Genomic DNA, 21,801 nt, shown 5'->3' on the forward strand with positions numbered 1-21,801 from the left:
TTCTTTTACATATTAATCTTCTTTCAACTTCGCCAATTCTTGGGCAAGGAGTTTAAGGGCGACTTGTGGGTTGGCTTGGCCTTTGGTTGCTTTCATAAGGAATCCTGTAAAGGCCTTATCTGCGTTGCGTTTGCCTGACTTGAAGTCGGCAACAGCAGCTTCGTTATCCGCAAATACTTGGTGGATAATTGGAATCAAGACAGCTGGATCTGAGATTTGAACCATACCTGCTTTCTCAACGTATTCACGCGCACCACCACCATTTTTAGCTAGGTGGACAAAGACTTTCTTGGCAATCTTAGAAGAGATAGTGCCATCTTCGATGATGGCAATCATTTCAACCAAGTTTTCTGGTGTCAATTCGATTTGTTCTAGTGTTTTTCCTTCAGCATTCAAGAATTGAGCAACTTCTCCTTGGAGCCAGTTAGAGACTTGCTTGGCATCACCACCAAGAGCAACAGCTTTTTCAAAGAAATCAGAAGTGACTTTATTTGCAGTCAACTGGCTAGCATCGTAGTCTGACAAGCCAAGGTCAGCCACGTAGCGCGCACGGCGTTCTTTTGGAAACTCTGGCAATTCAGTACGCATTTCCTCAATCCACTCGTCTGAAATTTCAAAGAGAGGTAGGTCTGGTTCTGGGAAGTAGCGGTAGTCTGCAGCCCCTTCCTTGACACGCATGAGAATGGTTGCTTTATTAGCTTCATCGTAACGGCGTGTTTCCTGGCGGATTTGACCACCTGAGCGTAGGATTTCAGCTTGACGTTGAACTTCGTATTCAAGGCCTTTACGAACGTTTGAGAAGGAGTTGAGGTTCTTCAACTCAGTTTTGGTACCGAATTTCTCTTGACCATACGGACGAAGAGAGATATTGGCATCCACACGCATAGAACCTTCTTCCATCTTAACGTCAGAAATACCAGCGTACTGGATGACTTCCTTGAGGGCTGTTAGATAAGCGTAGGCTTCTTCTGGCGAACGCATGTCGGCTTCAGATACAATCTCAATCAAAGGCACCCCTTGGCGGTTGAGGTCAACATAAGAGTAGCCATCTGTACCGTGGGTGTTTTTACCAGCGTCTTCTTCTAGGTGGGCACGTTCGATACCGATTCTCTTGGTCGTACCGTCTTCTAGTTCGACTTCAATCCAGCCGTTATAACCGATTGGCTCATCAAACTGAGAAATTTGGTAGGCTTTAGGATTATCAGGGTAGAAGTAGTTCTTGCGGTCAAAGTGCATCTTTTTATGGATGTCCATGTTGAGGGCAAGAGCAGCCTTGATTCCGGCATCGACAACACCTTTGTTGAGAACCGGAAGTACTCCTGGGAAAGACCAGTCAATCACGTTAGTGTTGGCATTTTGGTCATTTCCAAAGTGGGCAGATGTAGGTGAGAAGATTTTTGAATTGGTGTTGAGCTCTACGTGGACTTCAAGTCCAATGACTGTTTCAAAGTTCATTAGTTGTCACCTCCAAAAATCACGGGTTGTTGTTTGTGGTAGTCTGTTGTTGCTTCAAAAGCAGCAGCAGCTTGGTAAATGGTTTCCTCAGAATACTTAGGACCAATCAATTGCAGACCGACAGGTAGACCTTGAGAGAAGCCAGCAGGAATCGAAATTCCTGGGAGACCTGCCAAGTTGACTGGGATGGTCAAAAGGTCAGCCAAGTACATGGCAACTGGGTCGTGGTTGAGTGAATCCAAGTCATAGGCAACACTTGGAGCAGTTGGTCCCAAAATCAAGTCATAATCCGCAAAAACTTTTTCGAAATCTTGAATGATGAGGGTACGGACCTGACCAGCTTTCTTGTAGTAAGCATCGTAGTAACCTGATGAAAGACTGAAAGTACCTAGCATGATACGACGTTTCACTTCTTCACCGAAACCTTGGCTACGGCTGTTTACATAGATTTCATCAAGATTAGTTGCATCTTCTGCACGGTAGCCATAACGGATACCATCAAAGCGTTGCAAGTTTGAAGAAGCTTCTGATGAAGCGATGATATAGTAAACGGCAACACCGTATTTAGAGTGAGGCAGGCTGACTTCTTCGACAATAGCACCCAATTTTTCAAAGTGTTTAGCGGCATTAAGAATGGTTTCCTTAACCTCTGGATCAATTCCTTCACCAAGGTATTCCTTAGGCAAAGCAATTTTCATGCCCTTGATGTCTTGACCGATTTTTGAAGTAAAGTCGGCAATGCGGACAGGAGCAGAAGTAGAGTCTTTGACATCTTCGCTGGCAATAGCGTTGAGCAATAGAGCATTTTCCTTAACAGTTGGTGCGAAAGGTCCGATTTGGTCTAATGAGCTACCGAAGGCAATGAGACCGAAGCGAGAAACCGTTCCGTAGGTTGGTTTGAGACCAACAATCCCGTTGAAGGCAGCAGGTTGGCGGATAGAACCACCAGTATCAGAACCAAGTGACAAGCGGACTTGCCCTGAGGCTACAGCTGCGGCTGAACCACTTGATGAGCCACCAGGAACTTTGCCTTGATCCCAAGCATTTTTAGTGGCCCCATAGTGAGAAGTCTCACCTGAACCACCCATGGCAAATTCGTCCATGTTGGTCTTTCCGACAACAATCATGCCCTTGGCTTTTGCATTGGCAACGGCTGTCGCATCAAAAATTGGCTCATAGTTGTAGAGCATTTTTGAGGCAGCAGTTGTGAGAATACCGTCTGTAGAGATGTTATCCTTAACAGCCAATGGAATTCCTGAAAGGATATTATCAGCGTCAATTCCAGCTTCATCAATAGCTTTGGCTTGAGCAAGAGCCTGCTCCTCAGAGATGGTGACAAAGGCATTGATAGCTGTCTCGCGAGACTTGATATCTTCAAGCGTAGCTTGGGTTAATTCTGTTGCAGAAATTTCCTTAGAGACAAGGAGATTGTGCAAGTCTTCAATGGTTTTATTGTTGAAAGTCATTAGGCATCTCCTCCATCGTCTAGGATAGCTGGTACCTTGATATAATAGTTGTCTTTTTCAGGTACGTTTTTAAACAAGCGGTCACGGTCTGTCCCTTCTTCGGCCACATCAGGGCGAAGTACAGTCTTGCGGTCAGCCATAGTCGTAGTCGGTGCGACACCAGTTGTGTCAACTTCGCCCAGCAATTCAACCATGTCAACAATTTTAGACAAGGTAGTCGCAAAGGCAGCAGTTTCTTCTTCGGAGAATCTTAATTTTGAAAGATTGGCAACGTGTGTTACCTCTTCTTGCGTAATTTTCATCTTGCATCCTTTCGTGAAATGATGATTTTTAGTCTGTTCTATTTTACCATATTTTCCTATAAATAAGGGAGGGAAAGATGAAAAAAGCCAGGTATAGGATGGAGAACGGGTTTTTGAAAGAGATAAAAAAATAGCCGTCCTAACTTTGGCGAGTTAACGAGCTATTTTTTAGTTATGTAATTACAGCCACCGTCTTAAACGGATCTGTGGGGTATTGTTGACGCAACACTTTTTTTGTATTCATTGTAACGTTTATTTTAAAAATTGCAAGGAGAGTAGGATGGTTAGTACCTACGTAGGGCATTAGTTGAATAGTAGGCATTAAAATTGCTAGATAGTTTTTGTTTATTGTACATTAGCAAACTAAGATTCTTTGATTTTAATATGCACTCTTTTTTAATATGCACTCTTTTGGTATTCATTCCATAAAGCCTGAAGTTCATCTGCATTTTCTAAAACATATTGCCTTATTATTTTTAGGTCTTTTGCCTTTAATTTACCATCTCTCAGTTCACCGTTCAGAAACATTGAGCCGACCTCTTCTCCGTGGATATAAATGTGAATATGTGCTTTTTGACCTTTATGGTTATGTTCGTTAGGACGAATTTCAATACCATACTTTAAGAAAGAATATTTAGGCATGTAGTAGTCCCACGTAATCCTTCCATGTTTCAAGGTAGTTATCGCGATTCAGCTCAATTTGCTTTTGAGCAAAACGAATGTCATAGTCTGCTAAGTCCAAATTTTCCAATACTTCTCCAGTTAGAATACTAAAGGTTCCAATTAATTCATCGTCATCATACATGCGCAAAATAGGGTTATTTGGATTCTTGTAAATATCATCTTTTGTCACTTCTAAATTAGTTACACCAAATTCTTTGAACATGATTATATCTCCTTTTTGTTTTATTATATCATTTTTGCTAGAATTGTCACGGTTTTCTATCTATTTGACCACAAGGGAAAGCTTTTATTCAATATAAAGATAGAAATTGAAAAAAATGCTAAAATCCGATATAATGGAGTGTTGAAAGGAATGGTAAAATCCAATGTAGAAATCATTCTTAGCTAGTGAAACAAGAAAAATAGAGAATCAAAGAAAGAGAACTTATGAATATTCAAGAAGAAATTAAGAAACGTCGTACCTTTGCCATTATCTCCCACCCGGACGCGGGGAAAACAACCATCACTGAGCAGTTGCTCTACTTTGGGGGCGAGATTCGTGAGGCTGGTACGGTAAAAGGGAAGAAAACAGGGACTTTTGCCAAGTCTGACTGGATGGATATCGAGAAGCAACGTGGGATTTCGGTGACTTCATCTGTTATGCAGTTTGACTACGATGGCAAGCGCGTGAATATTCTCGACACGCCAGGGCATGAGGACTTCTCAGAAGATACCTATCGTACCTTGATGGCGGTGGATGCTGCGGTCATGGTCGTGGACTCTGCCAAGGGTATCGAGGCGCAAACCAAGAAATTGTTTGAGGTTGTCAAGCACCGTGGTATTCCAGTCTTTACCTTTATGAACAAGCTGGACCGTGACGGTCGTGAGCCACTGGACCTCTTGCAAGAATTGGAAGAAGTCTTGGGCATTGCGAGCTACCCGATGAACTGGCCAATCGGGATGGGGAAAGCCTTTGAGGGCTTGTATGACCTTTATAATCAACGCTTGGAGCTCTATAAAGGGGATGAGCGTTTTGCTAGTTTAGAAGATGGGGATAAGCTTTTTGGTAGCAATCCTTTCTACGAGCAAGTCAAGGATGACATTGAGCTTTTAAATGAAGCTGGGAATGAATTTTCAGAGGAAGCTATTCTTGCTGGAGAATTGACACCTGTCTTCTTCGGTTCAGCTTTGACAAACTTTGGTGTGCAGACCTTCCTTGAAACCTTCCTTAAGTTTGCTCCAGAACCACATGGTCACAAGAAAACAGATGGCGAAATTGTAGATCCTTACGACAAGGATTTCTCAGGATTTGTCTTTAAAATCCAAGCCAACATGGATCCCCGTCACCGTGACCGTATTGCCTTTGTCCGTATCGTATCAGGTGAATTTGAGCGCGGTATGAGTGTTAATCTACCTCGTACTGGTAAGGGCGCCAAGCTGTCGAATGTTACCCAGTTTATGGCTGAAAGTCGTGAGAATGTGACCAATGCTGTGGCAGGAGATATTATCGGGGTTTATGATACAGGTACTTATCAGGTTGGGGATACTTTGACAGTTGGAAAAAACAAGTTTGAATTTGAACCCCTGCCAACCTTTACACCTGAAATTTTCATGAAAGTTTCTGCTAAGAATGTCATGAAGCAGAAATCCTTCCACAAGGGGATTGAGCAATTGGTGCAAGAAGGTGCCATTCAGCTTTATAAGAATTACCAAACAGGTGAGTATATGCTAGGCGCTGTAGGTCAACTCCAGTTTGAAGTCTTTAAGCACCGTATGGAAGGCGAGTACAATGCGGAAGTAGTCATGAGCCCAATGGGTAAAAAGACCGTTCGCTGGATCAAGCCTGAGGACTTGGATGAACGCATGTCATCAAGCCGCAACATCTTGGCCAAAGACCGTTTTGACCAACCAGTCTTCCTCTTTGAAAATGACTTTGCCCTCCGTTGGTTTGCGGACAAGTATCCAGATGTAGAGTTGGAAGAAAAAATGTAAATCGCTACAAATGACTAGCAACATAAAGTTGCTGTCATTTGACGGTAACCGCTTTGGCAGCTTACCTAAACGCTTCACTAGGCAAAGTCCACGAATGGTATCGATTCATAAAACTTTCCGTCGTAACTGGTAGTGAGTGACCTAGCTAACTGCCTCACTAACTGAGTTTTACAAATGGAATCGATTTGTAAAACTCAGTGTCGTAGTGTAAAAATCGGCTTACCTAAACGCTTCACTAGGCAAAGTCCACGAATGGTATCGATTCGTAAAACTTTCCGTCGTAACTGGTAGTGAGTGGCCTAGCTAACTGCTTTACTAACTACGTTTGGCAAATAGAATCGATTTGCCAAACTCTGTGTCGTGGTGTAAAAAATAGCCTTACCTAAACGCTTTGCCGTCATAATGGGAAGTAAGCTCCCCAAACATATGATGGGAATAAAAAAGAAATGAGATAGAGAATGAGAGACGAGAAAAAAGCGATTGTCTTAGGTGCAGATAATGCTTATATGGATAAAGCTGAGACAACAATAAAATCCCTTTGTGTTCATCATGATAATCTTAAGTTTTATGTTTTTAATGATGACCTTCCGCGAGAGTGGTTCCAATTGATGGAAAAAAGACTAGAGACTTTGAACAGTGAGATTGTAAATGTTCAGATTGACAGTAGTATTCTGAAAGGTTATCGTCTCCCCTTTGAGGAACTTTCATATGCGGCCTTTTTTAGGTATTTTATTCCAAAGTATGTAAGTGAGTCTCGTGTACTATATTTGGATTCAGATATTGTTGTACGAAAACCGATAGATGAGTTGTGGGACTTGGACTTGACGGATATTCCTTTAGCTGCAGTTAGAGATGATTTTTATACACATAATTTTAATTCTGGTTTTTTGTTAATTAACAACGATATGTGGAGAGCAGAAAACGTCACGCAAGACCTAATTGAGTTAACCAGTCAATATCATCAAACAGCTTATGGGGATCAGGGAATTTTGAATCGTCTTTTTGAGAACCGTTGGAAAGAATTAGCGCCTATCTACAATTTCATGGTAGGGATGGATTTTATCGCTGACCTTTATGAAAAAGATGATTGGTATTCATACGCTGATTCACTGGAACCCTCTGCAAAAATTATTCATTTGACAGGAAAGAAACCTTGGCAACAAATTACGCTCAATCGTCTGAGAGAAGAATGGTGGTTTTACTATGGTTTAGAGTGGTCGGATGTCTTATTAAGAAAATTTTCACTAGAGTCAGGCTATAGAGGACTGGTGAAAAAGGTACGAGCTTGTACTGCGGTTGTGACTGCAACCTTAGAGATGCCCCATCTAGAATTTCTTGTGAAGAATTGTCCAGATGTAGAGTTTCATCTTTTGGCGCCTACAGCTTTTGCAGATTGTGTGCTAGCTCTTCAAACTTATACCAATGTAAGAGTTTATCCGAGTTGCTTACCTTACAATGTAGACAGAGTTCTTTCGCAATTGGATTTTTATTTGGATATCAATGCTGGTCGTGAAGTGTCTGATGTGATAAGTAAAGCTAAGTCAAAACAAATTCCTATTTTGACATGGAATACAACGAATCATGATACAGAATCGTATAGCCAAATCGTCTCTGAGGAGAATCCTCAAGAAATGCTTGAACTCATTGAAAAGCTATTAAATTAGCTGAAAATCTTTTTGATAGCTCCTATTGTGAATAAGCTACTGTCACTATTAAATACTTGTGTGTGTATTAATTGGATTTTTGGTGTATGACTTAATCCAAACTAAAAAATATATTTAAAAGTAAGCTCCACAAATATATGATGGGAATGAAAAAAGAAATGAGACAAAGAATGAAAGAAGAGAAAAAGGTGATTGTCTTAGGTGCAGATAATGTTTATATGAATAAAGTTGAGACAACAATAAAATCCCTTTGTGTTCATCATGATAATCTTAAGTTTTATGTTTTTAATGATGACCTTCCGCGAGAGTGGTTCCAATTGATGGAAAAAAGACTAGAGACTTTGAATAGTGAGATTGTGAATGTTCAGATTGACAGTAGTATTCTGAAAGGTTATCGTCTCCCCTTTGAGGGACTTTCATATGCGGCCTTTTTTAGGTATTTTATTCCAAAGTATGTAAGTGAGTCTCGTGTACTATATTTGGATTCAGATATTGTTGTACGAAAACCGATAGATGAGTTGTGGGACTTAGATTTGACGGATATTCCTTTAGCTGCAGTTAGAGATGATTATTATAAGAATATTTTTAATTCTGGTTTTTTGTTAATTAACAACGATATGTGGAGAGCAGAAAACGTCACGCAAGACCTAATTGAGTTAACCAATCAATATCATCAAACAGATTTTGGGGATCAAGGAATTTTGAATCGTCTTTTTGAAAATCGTTGGAAAGAACTAGAACCTATCTACAATTTCATGGTAGGGATGGATTCTATCGCTTATATTCAAAATATAAATGATTGGTACCCACACGCTGAGTTACTAGAAGCTTCTGTAAAAATGATTCATTATACAGGTGAGAAACCTTGGCAACAAATTACGCTCAACCGTCTGAGAGAAGAATGGTGGTTTTACTATGGTTTAGAGTGGTCGGATGTCTTATTAAGGAAATTTTCCCTAGAGTCAGGCTATAGAGGACTGGTGAAAAAGGTACGAGCTCGTACAGCGGTTGTGACTATAACATTAGAGATGCCCCATCTAGAATTTCTTGTGAAGAATTGTCCAGACGTAGAGTTTCATCTTTTGGCGCCTACCAATTTTGCGGGATCTATTATGGCTCTTCAGGGATACACCAACGTAAGACTATATCCAAATTGCACGCTTTACAATGTAGATAGTGTTCTTTCCCAATTGGACTTCTATTTGGATATCAATGCTGATCGTGAGATGTTTGATGTGATAAGTAAAGCTAAAGCAAGACAACTTCCTATTTTAGCATGGGATACAACGAATCGTGATACAGAATCATACAGCCAAATCGTCTCGGAAGAGAATCCTCAAGAAATGCTTGAACTCATTGAAAAGCTGCTATCGAAGTGATTGCCTTCAAGCTTAAGAGTAGACAAAATCCATACGGTATTAGTCACTATGATAGATTGACCTAAAAATGTTACTTCTTATCGGGTGTAAAAAGTATAGAAAGGGAATTGATGAATCAATTACAGGAAAATCAACTGGCTAAAAAAGCTATTATTTTATGCTTTGATAGGCCGTATTGTGAACAAGCTATTGTAACCATTAAATCTTTATGCGCACATCAACGTGGATTACGAATTTATGTGTTTAATAAGGGGGATATTCCACAAGAGTGGTTTTCTGCACTTCAAGGATGGCTGAAGCCCTTTGATTCGGAAATTGTCAATATTCGTTTACCAGAGGAAGAGTTAGCGATGAGGCACTTTAATCTTCAGAATAGCGCCCATATATCTGCTACGAAATTTTTGATTTATTATATCGCAGATTATGTTAAGGAGGATATAGCGCTTTACCTGGATTGTGATCTGATCGTAACAGGAGATGTGGTTCATCTTTTGGACTATGATTTGGACGGTTATTATATAGCGGCAGTTAATGATAGCGAGCTGGATCCTAGAACAAATAAGGATGTTGAATGGGAACTAAACTCGGGTGTGATGCTTGTTAATATCAAACGTTGGAGACAAGAAAATGTTTGCGATTGGTTGTTGAACTTATCTGAGGAACACTATCAAGAAGTAAGAAATGGTGAACAGTCTATTATGATTATGGCCTTTGGTCAAGAATGGTTACCGCTTGATGATACCTATAATTTTTTTGCAGGCTATGATGTTTATGATAAAAGTGAATATAGACTTTCTCGTACAAGGTTAGTGGATAATCAATTACCTTTAGTGCTACATTATATAGGTGGCGAAAAGCCGTGGGGAACGATGAGCCGTAACCGATTTACTAGTCTATGGTGGTTTTACTATGGCTTGGACTGGTCAACGATTTTAAATACTTATCTATTTAACCTAGCCTTGTCAGAATATAATCACTCAATACTTCGTCCGAGATTAGTAGTTTTTACTACTGTTGAGGAGTTAGAGCGTCTAGAAGAGCTTGTTCAAAGTTTGCCTGAGTGTGATTTTGATATTTTTGCCCCAACTATGATGAGTAATGTTTTACTAGCTTATGGTCAATATCCCAATGTTCACTTTTATCAAAGCGCTTTTAATCCGATAAAGTATGACAATGTATTAGAGACTGCGGTAGCAGTGCTAGATATTAGCCAAGGAATGGCTTGGCAAGACCCTATGGATACTGCATTGAGACTGAAGACGCCAGTCCTTGCTTTCCCTCAGACCAATCATGTTGGAGAACAGGCACAAGTTTATGAAACATCGCAACTAATGGCGAATCGAGTAAAACAGCTGATAGCAGATAAGAAGCATTTGAATATACTTTAGTCTATGGGCAATCAGAGTCTAGCTATGAAGCTTGACAAATTCAAAAAAGTCTTAGATTTATAGTATAAAAAATTGCTTTCAATGATAAAATATGAAAAAAGGACTGTTCTGCTAATCAGAATGTCCTTTTTGTTTACAGTAGATTTGAATGATATTGTCAAGTGTAGTAGATTGAAATAAAATACGAACAAATCGATTGGGAAAGTCACATCAATTTCTAGCAATGTTTAGAACTCTTAGAGTATTATTCCAGCTTCAATGTATTATGGTATTTTAGTCTGAAACTACATTCTCGTCAGCACCTGATGAAGGATTTTCTTTACATCTAACAAAATTTGGTGACTTTCTACATAAATTTATATAATATCAACTGTCTAATTGATTAACCTCTGAAGTCACCTTTGATTTTCGGTCATCCTTAGATTGTGTCGTTTGATAGGGTTCTATGAGGATTTTTATCATTTATTTCATTTCTTTTAATAATTCCAACTAGACATTTGAAACGGCTATCAGAGCAAGTTTTGCTGGAATTTCCATTTGCTCAGGTTTTGTTTTACAGGAGATAGAATGCTTGAATTGCAGGTAATCTTCTTGTGCTTCTTAAGAGGAGTGTGAAGTGGATTGTGACCGGAAATTTGAGAATGAAATGAAGAAGAATAGAATTGTTTTAAATTTGCTACCAATTTCCTCTCTTTTTCCGAATAAATAGATAGAAGCATTAAATCTAGCAAATTAGATTTAAAAATGTGCTATAATGAAAGGAGAAGAAATATGACGGTACGTCATCCGGGCATCAGCCCAACTAATGATTTGGTTGCTAAGAAAATCTTTAGCAATCCAGAGATCACTTGTCAATTTATCCGCGATATGCTGGACTTGCCAGCAAAAAATGTGACCATTTTGGAGGGGAGTAATATTCATGTCTTGCCTTCCCTGCCGTACTCGGCCCAGGATTTCTATACCAGTATAGACGTCTTGGCAGAGTTGGATAATGGTACGCAAGTAATTATTGAAATTCAAGTTCATCATCAGAATTTTTTCATCAATCGCCTGTGGGCTTATCTGTGCAGTCAGGTCAATCAAAACCTAGAAAAAATTCGTCAACGTGAAGGTGATACCCACCAGAGTTACAAGCACATCGCACCAGTTTACGCAATCGCTATTGTAGATAGTAATTACTTCTCAGATGAGCAAGCTTTTCATAGTTTTAGTATGCGCGAGGACACGACAGGTGAGGTTTTAACAATTACAAACAATGGACAGGAAAACCATCTGGTTAAGATGGCATTCTTGGAATTAAGAAAGTACAGAGAAACCAGCAAAGATGGCATTCGTAAACCCTGGTTGGAGTTTTTCGGGAATAAGCCCTTTACCCAACAACCCGAGCGAGCCATCAGCCAAGCAGATCAACTGCTGGACTACAAGAGCTGGTCCGAGGAGGACAGGAAGATGTTTAGTCAATTACGTATGCGAGAAGAACAGGCCTTGTTAGCACAGGACTATGCCTTGGAACAAGCTGAAGAAAAGGGCTTAGAACGTGGTCTTGAACGCGGTCGTGCAGAGGGGCTTGAACAAGGACGAGCAGAGGGAGTTGAACAAGGGTTGGAACGTGGTCTTGAGCGTGGAAAACTTTTTGCCTTCCTGGATATGGTTCGCCAAGGTCTTCTGACTTCGGAGGTTGCGAGTGAGCAATTAGGCATGACCGTGGCTGAGTTTGAAGAACTATTGAAAGAGCATCATAAATAAGACCTAAAAAATACAGAGAAACCAGCAAAGACGAGGTTCGCAAGCCGTGGTTGGAGTTTTTCGGGAATAAGCCCTTTACCCAAGAACCTGAGCGAGCCATCAGCCAAGCAGATCAACTGCTGGACTACAAGAGCTGGTCCGAGGAGGACAGGAAGATGTTTAGTCAATTACGTATGCGTGAAGAACAAGCCTTGTTAGCACAGGACTATGCCTTGGAAACAGCTAGAGCAGAAGGTATTGAACAAGGAATCGAAAAAGGTTTAGAGCAAGGTCTTGAGCGTGGAAAACTTTTTGCCTTCCTGGATATGGTTCGCCAAGGTCTTCTGACTTCGGAGGTTGCGAGTGAGCAATTAGGCATGACCGTGGCTGAGTTTGAAGAACTATTGAAAGAGCATCATAAATAAGACCTAAAAAATACAGAGAAACCAGCAAGGATAGCGTTCGCAAGCCGTGGTTGGAGTTTTTCGGCAACAAACCCTTTACCCAAGAACCTGAGCGAGCCATCAGCCAAGCAGATCAACTGCTGGACTACAAGAGCTGGTCCGAGGAGGACAGGAAGATGTTTAGTCAATTACGTATGCGTGAAGAACAAGCCTTGTTAGCACAGGACTATGCCTTGGAAACAGCTAGGGCTGAAGGTCTTGAACAAGGTCTTGAACAGGGACTAGAGCGTGGAAAACTTTTTGCCTTCCTAGATATGGTTCGCCAAGGTCTTCTGGCACCTGAAATTGCCAGCCAGCAATTAGGTATGACCGTTGCGGAGTTTAAGGAATTTTTATAAATCAGTAGAACAATGACAGATTTTTCCGCATCAGATGGAATAATCTGTTTTTTTTCTAGTGGATTGAATCTGAGATAGTACAATACATTTTCTGAAACATTGTTAGAAATTGGCTTAAATCTCCCATCTCCCAATCGATTTGTTTTAACTTGATGTGATTTTTTTATTGGAAGATATAGTTTATTGAAGCTAGAAGAGTACACCAAGGTTTCTAAAGTATTGTTTCTATAAGTATACTAACATAGCTGGAAAAAACGAAATTTCATACCAAACAAAAAGTAAATCACAAAACGTGTCTCCGATAGCTTTAAATAGTGATTTGAAACTGAAGTTAAAATTACATGTTAATCAATGGACTCGCCGTAAATTGCTGATGGTTTATATTGTTTTCTGATTGATGGAGAGTATCAAAGTAGTGTAGTGAACGATCTGTGGTTAGCGTCTTAGTTCCTTCTTAGATTTTTATTGAGTATAAAACAGAGTATTCAAAAGATAAAATATATAACCAATATATTAATAAACTAACATAAAAAATCAAATTAAACTTTTATAAAAATTTTTGGGAATTTGCTGTCAAATTTCTGTAACGAAAATTTAATATTTCTCAATTTAATAACATAAAAACGCTTAAAAACTCGATTTTGAAGCCAAAAATGGCTCTGAATAATAATTTAAAGTATCTTTATAAAAAATAGCGCAAAAAGCAATAATATGCGTGCAAAATGCTTTTTTTTTTAGGTAAAAATGTTTTGTATAGTATTGAAAAACTTGAATTCAAAGTGTATAATATAGTTTGGTATTTTATTGCTAAATACACATAAATACAAAGGAAAAGGAAACTAAAAATATGTTTTTTAGACGCCAAAACGGTGAATATAGAGAGACGGATCGTGTGACCCGTTTCAAATTGATCAAGTCTGGTAAGCATTGGTTACGTGCTTCGACTTCTCAGTTTGGTCTCTTTAAAGTCTTGAGAGGTGGTGTAGATACTGCTCAGGTAACAACTGAAGTTATCGAAGAGGAAGCATCCACTACATTGACTGGACTGGATATCCTGAGAGGGATAGCAGCAGCTGGGACGGTGCTTGGGGGAGCGATGGCTACTCAAGGTCCTGTATATGCAAATGAGAATGTAACTGTTGAAAAAGAAGTAGGAGGAGAAAAACCTCTTGCCTTGAAAGATTCAGCAGTCCTAGGGACAGTAAAAGACAAGACAGAAGAAGGAGCAGCAACTGCTAGTCAGCCAGAGTCAGGGTCTACGACTCAGTCTCAAAGTCTATCAGAAAACGATAGTCAATCTCAAAGCCTGTCAGAAAGCGCAAGTAAATCTCTCAGTGAGTCAGCTTCTCTCAGCGAGTCAGCTTCTCTAAGTGAATCAGCTAGTCAATCAACAGCAAGTTCAGAATCAAGCAAACCTGCAACTGCAGAGTCTGTGACAACTGCTTCTTCAGAGACGGTTGCAGATCGTGCAGCTTCTACTCGTAAGGAAGAGCCAGCACCAACTACAGCTCTTACTGATGCTATCAATCGTAACTTGACTGCGATTGCGCATATCGGTCAAAGCTTGGACGCCCCTACTTCTGTAGCAAATAGCTTGACGACAGCGACAACAGATGCAGCGGTTGCAGCATCTGCAGATGCGACAGCAACGAAAAAGGCTGAAGAAGACCGCAAACGTCTTTCTAAGATTTCAGCCTCTATGGGTGAATACCTAGCTAAGTCTGTTGGTTTACCAAATACAGATGCGGCAGTTGCGAAGGTCAATGATGCCGTAACAGCTATTGAGGAAGCTCTTAAAAACCCAACTGCTGACCTTACAGCAGTTATCAAGCAAGCCAAGGCTGCAGAAGCTTCTATTGCCAATGCTGTCCTCCGCGCAAGCAATGGTAAACGCAGTGCTGTAAATGGCACGCAAATGGAACGAGGGGTAAGTTTCAGAGAGGCTCCAGGAGGTGCAGCTGAAAACGATCCTAACAATGCAAGATATGGTTACTCCACAGCTACAGTTGGATATGTAGTGACGAGAGATGATGCAACTGCCCACAACTCTGCGGCGCAAGGTATCTATAAAGAAGGAACCTTCCTTTATGCGACTCAGGGACGACAGGCAAATGATAGACCGCCAGGGAAAGCCAATGTTGCCACTCGTGTTCAAGTTGCAGATATTAAAAGCCAAGTCTATATGAAGGCTACTCGTTCAGGTCGAACAACGAACTGGGAAGTTACTTTCAATGACGGTGGAGAACCACACGATAACCCATACTTCTACTTTACTGTACCAAAAGGTCACACCATTACCCAGATGAACTTCTATCAAAAAGATAGACAAAGTGGTGGATGGAATCTTTTGGGTACTAGTAATGATGGAGATGGTGCCTTCCGTAACAACAGCAAGCAAGGCGATATGCGTTGGGCTGTCGGGAATGCCGACAACAACGGTGGCTCTTTCTATTATGACGATGCCAGTGGTGTTGGACCGAACGGTGTCGGAAAAGGAAGTTTGACATCTTTGGATGACTTTGCCCATAGAGATCCATCTGTATTTTATCAGACAGATAAAATTACTGACAAAGTGAAAAAAGCAGGTGACTTTGCTTTTCAAACAATTAACAGTGCAACCGCAAACATCTATGCCTTCCACCCTAGAGGTTCTGCCCGTCTAGAAGGATACCGTATCACTTATACAACAACAAGTGATCCAAATACCAAAGACTACTATATGGCTGGTTTCCGTTCTTTGGAAAACTCACGTCATAGAAACTACATGCAGATGAACGGTTCTCAGGAACGTTACTATCTGCAATTGAAGGACGGTGTGCCAAATACCTTCCTAAAATGGGGGCGATTGAACGACTTTACCAGACCTAGTGGTCTTAATGAGATAGCAGAGATTTATGACCGAGTAGATGGAAGAAAAACGGAACTTTCTAACGCAACAGTCACCTATGCTATGGATGGACGTAATGACAGTAGTACTACTATCCAGTATACCGCGAATCTACGTTCTGGTATGAAACTTTCGAAGGGAAGCTACAATCTAAAAGCGAATGTTAAAGGTGCTGGGGTCTACGACCTTCCTTTCCGTATTGTAACCCAGTCAGATGTCTATGAACCTGTCATTAATGAAGGACGTACTGCGGGTGAAATCGCCAAGGGAACAACTATCCCTTCTGCGGCATCTGTAATCCAAGGCTTTGACAAAGTAATGTCAGCTGCTGACAAATTGGCTATGCCAGCTGATATGGACGAGTATAAAACACAAGTAAACCAAAACGGTAGTGGAGCAGAAGTTCTACCAAATACGCGTCTTGTTGCTTCTGGACAAAGCAATGACCTTGCGAACTTGCGCGTCGCTTCTGTAAACTGGGTAGGAAATGCTACACAGTTTGGTTCAGGTGACCATGAAGATATGGCTGTAAAAGCGACTTATAATGGGAAGACAGTCTACCTAACCTTGCCTGCAACAATGGACAAGAGCAAGTTGGGTTCAACCCTAACAGAAGCTGAAAAACAAGAAGTTTTGAACAGTCATGGTTTGACCGGTGCAACCATTACAAGTGGTAAAGTTGGATTGACAAAAGAAGTCCAAGTTGTCTATAAAGATAATGAAGGAAAAGACTCTATCGATACCAAAGAAGTCTTCTTTGAGAATGTAGCAAAAGAGAGACCACCAGTAGCTCCTGTAATCACTACACCAGTTGATGGTAGTGTCACAATTACTCCACAGGCAAATACCGACCGCATGAAGGTTTCTTATGTTCCGTCAGATGCCAATGCTCCTACGAATATCAGCCTAAACAAAGTTGGAACTCAATGGCAAACGACAGATACGCTTCCATCAGGAGTAACGGTGAATGCAAGTACCGGTGTGGTTTCTATTACAGAACCAACAGTTAAAGACCTTAGCCCAGTTTCAGCAACAGGCTATAACTTCAACTCTGACGGAGCGACATCTAATGGAACAGCCCTAGCACCAGATACAGTTGCCCCAACTCTCAAAAATATCACTGCTAACACAGGCGCAACGATTGAAGGACACAAGATTATCGTTTACCGTGAAGAAGCCTTTGATGTTGATGTCAACTTGACAGATAACAGCGGTAAGCTGAATAAAGTCAAGGTAGATGATAGACAGACAACGACTTTTGATGGTACAAGTCCGTTTGCAGTGAGAAATGAAGCACGCATCACGGATACTTCAAAAGGAACAAATATTGCCTTTACAGATAAAAGCAATAACTTGGGACGTGCTGGAAATGCAACGGATGCCAATCCATACAAGGTAAATATTAAAGGTCAAGTTGGTAGAGGGCAAGAAATCGGTGCAGCTGCGAATGCTTCAGTAGGATGGACTCGTTATATTTCTGGATATGATGCTTCTGATCTAACCAATAACAATGCTGCTAATAACGATACAAACAATGCTTACGTCCGTATCGAGGTTCGTAAACAGTCAGATAAATACAATCCGACAGCTGCTACAAACGCTAGACTAGACTTGCCAGCAAATGGTCAACTATCAGGCTACCAACCAGCAGAAGCATACATTACCAATAAATCAGCCTTGCCAGTTAAGGGAACAACTCCTGGAGCTGCAATTAGCTACGCATGGAAGACTGGAGAAAATCCAACCGTTTCTGACGGACGCTTGACACGTACAGTTGTAGTAACCTATCCAGATGGTTCGATGGATGAGGTGCCAGTTAACTTTACTGTAACTGATAGAGTGGCACCTAAAGTGCAAGTCCAAGGTTATGACTTGCCAACCACAGAACCAACCGATCCCCTCTTTACTGTATACAGAGGTGCAAACTTCAATCCGATGTTGAAAGCATGGGATAACTCCGGTAAAGTAACGACTCTCCGTGTGGAAAATCTTCCTGGAGGAGTTACGGCAAGTAACTTTACGTCACAAACAGGTAAGACAGAGTCAAATAAATACGCAAATCGTCAATTTTCGGGTACTGTCGCTTCTGGTCAGACACTTGGTGTGCATACAGCGAAGATTCATGCATCTGATGGCAGCAATACAGCAACCTACTACATGAAATATCGTGTGGTTGATGTAGTCAAGAAAAACCTTCCTAATAACAACGAAGTTTTGACTAACGTTAATACGACACTTGGAGATGCCCACAATTATCTGGCAACTACGAATAATGGAACAGTCCAAGATGATACTTTCTTCCCATCAGGTATGAACTTTGAATGGAACGGCACTAATGCTAACGAAACGTTTAGCAATCCAGGTACATACACTCGTATCGCCAAGGCGGTTTTCCCTACAGAAACTAAGAACCAAAACAGTGAAACACGTACAACCTTCGCAGTTGACAAACAACAAACGGTTGTATTTAAGGTGAAACCAACAGCTCCAAACGGTGATGTAAACAGTCAAAATGGTAATATTACGGTTACACCAAAGGCAAGCGAGACAACCACTGATCGTGTTAGCGTAACCTATACACCTACAGGACAGACAGCGCCTAGAACGATCGAAGCACGGAAAAACAATGGAAGATGGACGATTCCAAATGCTCCTACAGGAGTGACAATCGATCAAAACACAGGTGTAATCACTCTTCCAGATAGCGTTGTTAAAGATGGTACAGATGTGATCTCTAGAGCAACTGCGGATGGTGTCACTAGTGATACTGATACAACTCGTGCAATCTCAGTTGATACTACGCCACCAGTTATCAAAACATTTAAAAATAATGAAACAACTGAAACTACAAGATTTACGGTAACAGCAGGAGAGCCGCTTTCTGATACAGATATCCAACTTAGTGTAACGGATGCAGGTGTAGGGGTCAAAGAAGGCTATCCAACAGTAACTAATCTTCCAAAAGGTCTTCGTTATGAAAATGGTAAAATCGTAGGAACACCAGCTGTAGATCAAAAAGGGAAAACACTGAATACTACGATTGCTGCACAGGATAAGAAAAATAATCCAGCAACCAAAAATATTTCCATCACTGTTCAAAGTCAGGCGGATAAGTATAGACCAGCGGCCAAAAACCAAACGGCAGATGGTGTTGGTAAATTCTATGCTGTTCAAGGCGAGACAGACTTGTCCCAACAAGACCCAAGAGCCTTCCTTTCAGGTGATATCCCATCTAGTGCAACTGTAGCATGGAAAAATCTTGCAGACCAGACAGTAACTGACCCTACAACCAATAAAGTTGTACCGAAAGTATCTGAAGATGCAACAAACAAAACAGCTACTCTAGTCGTGACCTATGCAGACGGTTCGGTAGACGAAGTCAACTACAAGTACGATGTCTACAAAAAACTAGAAACTTACACAGAACATGGTTTGACAGGTACCTTCTACTCAGTATTTGGTAAGACCAATAAATTGGGTGGACGAACAGCTCAATATGTTAAAACGGATGATCTTCCAAGTGGAACGAAATGGTCTTATACTTATCGAAACAACAATGAAGGTGATCCAATCACTACAGGCTTCAATAGTCGTAACTTTGGTGACCTCTGGTTGCACGAAACTAAAAATGGAGTTCAGGCCCGTCCTAGCAGCACGACTTACACAGTAACTGCTCAATACCCTAATGGACGTTTTGGAACAGCAACGGCTTCAAATCCTGCCTTGACATCGACTGCTTCCTTCACCTTTAATGATTATAAATACGAGGCAAAACAGGTCTATGAAACAACTGCTGGTGACGTTGATTCCCTAAGATATATCATCGATGACGCTAAACAAGCTGTTCAGCCAACTACACAATCTCCAACAGCACCTGAAGCAACAACCTTTACTTGGAGAGGTGGAAAAGATCAGCTAGTAACAGAGATTGCTACTCCAGGTATCTATGCTCACAATGTAGATGTAGCCCTACCAGCTGATTCAAGTCCAGACAGAAGACATGAAGACGATCCTCGGGTTCTCATCAAGGTCAAACCACAAGCACCGACTATCAAGGCTGATACAGTAACAGAAAAAGGTGGCTTGCCAGACCAAGCAATCACGGTAGAAAATGCCCTTCCTGGCGCAACAGTTAACATGACTGTCGCTGGAGTAGCGCTTGCTCCGAAAACAGCTGGTCAAGATGGAACAGTAACCTTTACCAAGGAAGAGTTGGCAGCGGTATATTCAGCAAATAATGGTGTGCTTCCATCAGGAACCAACAATGTAACAGTCACTCAGTCAGTTACCAAAACAAATCCAACCAATAACCAGCCAGAGGCCTTGACATCAGCAACTGCAACTGCAAGTATCACTGGTGAAAGGGTAGCACCTCTCGTTAAGAGCAACACGGTTAAGGTATGGGATAAAGCAACCAATACATGGAAAGAACTGACACCAGTAACTGAAAACGGTTGGCCTATTTATACCTTCTATGCAGGTGATAAACTTCAATTTGAAACGAAATTTACGGATAATAGTGGTAAGGTTGTATCATCTGGAGTTCGTATAGGAGACAACACAGGTAATGTAACTACGAATATTCTGGCTGGTCAATGGGGTACGACAACAAATACCATGATTTCTGGTGCTACTACTGCAACAGAAGATAATCCAGCAACCGTAACAAATGTAACAAATGAAGGATCAGTTAAACCAGATCTCGCTTATCGAGATTGGAGTGTCACTCGTTCGATTACAGCGACCGATGCTCAGAACAACACTTCAGAGTTAGGTTCTACATTCCGTCTGAAACAAGGAAAACTGAGCGACAAGAACGCTAGCCTCAACCCAAGTCGTCTGCTTAAAGTTGCGAATACAGATAGCCTTACTGAACAAGACCAAACCGATATTAAGGCAGCAGTTCGCGCAGCGCATGATACAAGGGATGCTAGAGAAGCTGAGCGTATTCAAGACATTACCATCCAAAATGGTGTTGTAAGGGTTACCTACAAGGATACGACAACACGTGATATCCCTGTTACGGACCTAGCTGTTTCATTGAAGACACCTGTTATCCAAAATATGACTGAAAAAGGTGGTTTGCCAGACCAGTCAATTACGATTACAGATGTTAAACCAGGTGCAACTGTAACCTTGAACGTTACCGAAGGAAATGCGACACGTTCATACACCAAGGAAGTTCCTCAAGGCGCAACAGAAGTTACATTTGATAAGACAGACTTGGTTAACGAATATGACGCTAATGGTTTGTTGACTAAGAATGCGACCTTGACTGCTACCCAATCAGTTCCAGCAGGCGCAAACACAACTGACACCTTTACTTCAGAAGTTGGAAATGGTTCAATTACCAAAGAAAACCAAGTTCCAGAAGTTACATACGGTCTTGAAATTAAGGATGCAACTGGTCAATGGGTTCCGGCGCCTAAGAAGACAATCATCCAAGGGCAACCAGATGGTTATGAAATCTTTGCTGGAGATGAATACCGATTTGTAGCTACTGCCAAAGATAACAGTGGTAAAATCAAAAAATTCCTAGTTACAGATAATAGACAAAAACAAACAAACTTCTTGGATACTACCCACGCCTCAGACGGGATGCTAGAGGGTGCAAACGTTCAGAAACCTACCTTCGAAGGTCCAGTAAAGGATGCTACAGAAACAAATCCTGCTACTGTAGAAACAACGGGTAGATTAAATCCAGAAGAAACTTGGGTGCAAGGTAGTGGTTTAAGAACAACAACTCCTGAGTATCCAACAAACCGTTGGACACGCAGAATTGTTACAAGAGACGTGAATGATAACGAAGCACAAACAGAACTCTTTATCGTTGTTCAAGGGAAATTGAAAGAGAAATTCCCAGCTGTTACACCTTTGACAGTACCAGTAACCAATGCAACTGCCTTGACTGAAGAAGACAAGAAAGCTGTCATTGCTGCGGTGAAAGCTTCAAACCCTGAAGTTGCAAATCGTATTAAATCAGGAGATGCTGGCTATAGCATATCTCCAGACGGTACTGTAACTATTACTTATAAAGATGGTACGCAGAATACGGTGAAACCACCTGTATCAGACGTG

10 protein-coding genes and 3 pseudogenes are annotated in these 21,801 nt (G+C 41.1%); 8 read left to right on the forward strand and 5 right to left on the reverse strand.

Features of this window, described 5'->3' with window-relative positions; all coding sequences use genetic code 11:
- Positions 1-12: 12 nt before the first annotated feature.
- The 5 genes from gatB to HMPREF9957_RS09050 all read right to left on the reverse strand — a co-directional run bounded on the left by gatB (position 13) and on the right by HMPREF9957_RS09050 (position 4,109).
- Entirely contained in the window at positions 13-1,455 is a 1,443-nt protein-coding gene (gatB, locus tag HMPREF9957_RS09035; RefSeq protein ID WP_001008674.1) for an Asp-tRNA(Asn)/Glu-tRNA(Gln) amidotransferase subunit GatB, read from the reverse strand.
- A complete protein-coding gene (gene gatA, locus HMPREF9957_RS09040; RefSeq protein WP_000143718.1) occupies positions 1,455-2,921 on the reverse strand; it encodes an Asp-tRNA(Asn)/Glu-tRNA(Gln) amidotransferase subunit GatA in 1,467 nt (488 codons plus the stop codon). Before gatA ends, gatB begins: the two co-directional genes overlap by 1 nt.
- A complete protein-coding gene (gene gatC, locus HMPREF9957_RS09045; protein ID WP_000705419.1) occupies positions 2,921-3,223 on the reverse strand; it encodes an Asp-tRNA(Asn)/Glu-tRNA(Gln) amidotransferase subunit GatC in 303 nt (100 codons plus the stop codon). Before gatC ends, gatA begins: the two co-directional genes overlap by 1 nt.
- Positions 3,224-3,619: 396 nt before the next feature.
- Entirely contained in the window at positions 3,620-3,865 is a 246-nt protein-coding gene (locus HMPREF9957_RS0102495) for a DUF4160 domain-containing protein (protein ID WP_001127467.1), read from the reverse strand.
- Positions 3,858-4,109, reverse strand: a complete 252-nt coding sequence (locus HMPREF9957_RS09050; protein ID WP_000471832.1) for a hypothetical protein — start codon at positions 4,107-4,109, stop codon at positions 3,858-3,860. The genes HMPREF9957_RS0102495 and HMPREF9957_RS09050 overlap by 8 nt, the downstream gene beginning before the upstream one ends.
- A 224-nt stretch (positions 4,110-4,333) precedes the next feature.
- Between HMPREF9957_RS09050 and HMPREF9957_RS09055 the strand changes: the two genes are divergently transcribed.
- The 8 genes and pseudogenes from HMPREF9957_RS09055 to HMPREF9957_RS13790 all read left to right on the forward strand — a co-directional run.
- A complete protein-coding gene (locus HMPREF9957_RS09055) occupies positions 4,334-5,878 on the forward strand; it encodes a peptide chain release factor 3 (RefSeq protein ID WP_001025437.1) in 1,545 nt (514 codons plus the stop codon).
- Positions 5,879-6,336: 458 nt separating this feature from the next.
- A complete protein-coding gene (locus tag HMPREF9957_RS09060) occupies positions 6,337-7,542 on the forward strand; it encodes a glycosyltransferase family 8 protein (protein ID WP_001204109.1) in 1,206 nt (401 codons plus the stop codon).
- A gap of 146 nt (positions 7,543-7,688) precedes the next feature.
- Positions 7,689-8,921 (forward strand): glycosyltransferase family 8 protein, encoded by a 1,233-nt coding sequence (locus HMPREF9957_RS09065; RefSeq protein WP_255263234.1) that lies wholly within the window; start codon positions 7,689-7,691, stop codon positions 8,919-8,921.
- Between the two features lie 110 nt (positions 8,922-9,031).
- Entirely contained in the window at positions 9,032-10,309 is a 1,278-nt protein-coding gene (locus HMPREF9957_RS09070) for a glycosyltransferase family 8 protein (RefSeq protein ID WP_001072752.1), read from the forward strand.
- A gap of 771 nt (positions 10,310-11,080) precedes the next feature.
- Positions 11,081-12,055: an Rpn family recombination-promoting nuclease/putative transposase gene (locus HMPREF9957_RS09075; protein ID WP_000218321.1), complete on the forward strand. Its 975-nt coding sequence runs from the start codon at positions 11,081-11,083 to the stop codon at positions 12,053-12,055.
- A gap of 5 nt (positions 12,056-12,060) precedes the next feature.
- A pseudogene (locus tag HMPREF9957_RS13420) lies at positions 12,061-12,459 on the forward strand (hypothetical protein); the annotation flags it as partial.
- A 5-nt stretch (positions 12,460-12,464) separates the two neighbouring features.
- Positions 12,465-12,836: pseudogene (locus HMPREF9957_RS0102505) on the forward strand (Rpn family recombination-promoting nuclease/putative transposase); the annotation flags it as partial.
- An 847-nt stretch (positions 12,837-13,683) separates the two neighbouring features.
- A pseudogene (locus tag HMPREF9957_RS13790) lies at positions 13,684-21,771 on the forward strand (accessory Sec-dependent serine-rich glycoprotein adhesin); the annotation flags it as partial.
- Between the last annotated feature and the right edge of the window lie 30 nt (positions 21,772-21,801).

The sequence above is a fragment of the Streptococcus mitis SK1080 genome, from assembly GCF_000220085.1.
GTDB lineage: Bacteria > Bacillota > Bacilli > Lactobacillales > Streptococcaceae > Streptococcus > Streptococcus mitis_K.

Excerpts from the sequence above, each read along its gene's own strand:
- gatB (WP_001008674.1), bottom strand. The coding sequence starts at position 1,455 with ATGAACTTTGAAACAGTCATTGGACTTGAAGTCCACGTAGAGCTCAAC.
- HMPREF9957_RS09075 (WP_000218321.1), top strand. The coding sequence starts at position 11,081 with ATGACGGTACGTCATCCGGGCATCAGCCCAACTAATGATTTGGTTGCT.
- gatA (WP_000143718.1), bottom strand. The coding sequence starts at position 2,921 with ATGACTTTCAACAATAAAACCATTGAAGACTTGCACAATCTCCTTGTC.
- HMPREF9957_RS09070 (WP_001072752.1), top strand. The coding sequence starts at position 9,032 with ATGAATCAATTACAGGAAAATCAACTGGCTAAAAAAGCTATTATTTTA.
- HMPREF9957_RS09055 (WP_001025437.1), top strand. The coding sequence starts at position 4,334 with ATGAATATTCAAGAAGAAATTAAGAAACGTCGTACCTTTGCCATTATC.
- HMPREF9957_RS0102495 (WP_001127467.1), bottom strand. The coding sequence starts at position 3,865 with ATGCCTAAATATTCTTTCTTAAAGTATGGTATTGAAATTCGTCCTAAC.
- HMPREF9957_RS09065 (WP_255263234.1), top strand. The coding sequence starts at position 7,689 with ATGAAAAAAGAAATGAGACAAAGAATGAAAGAAGAGAAAAAGGTGATT.
- HMPREF9957_RS09060 (WP_001204109.1), top strand. The coding sequence starts at position 6,337 with ATGAGAGACGAGAAAAAAGCGATTGTCTTAGGTGCAGATAATGCTTAT.
- gatC (WP_000705419.1), bottom strand. The coding sequence starts at position 3,223 with ATGAAAATTACGCAAGAAGAGGTAACACACGTTGCCAATCTTTCAAAA.
- HMPREF9957_RS09050 (WP_000471832.1), bottom strand. The coding sequence starts at position 4,109 with ATGTTCAAAGAATTTGGTGTAACTAATTTAGAAGTGACAAAAGATGAT.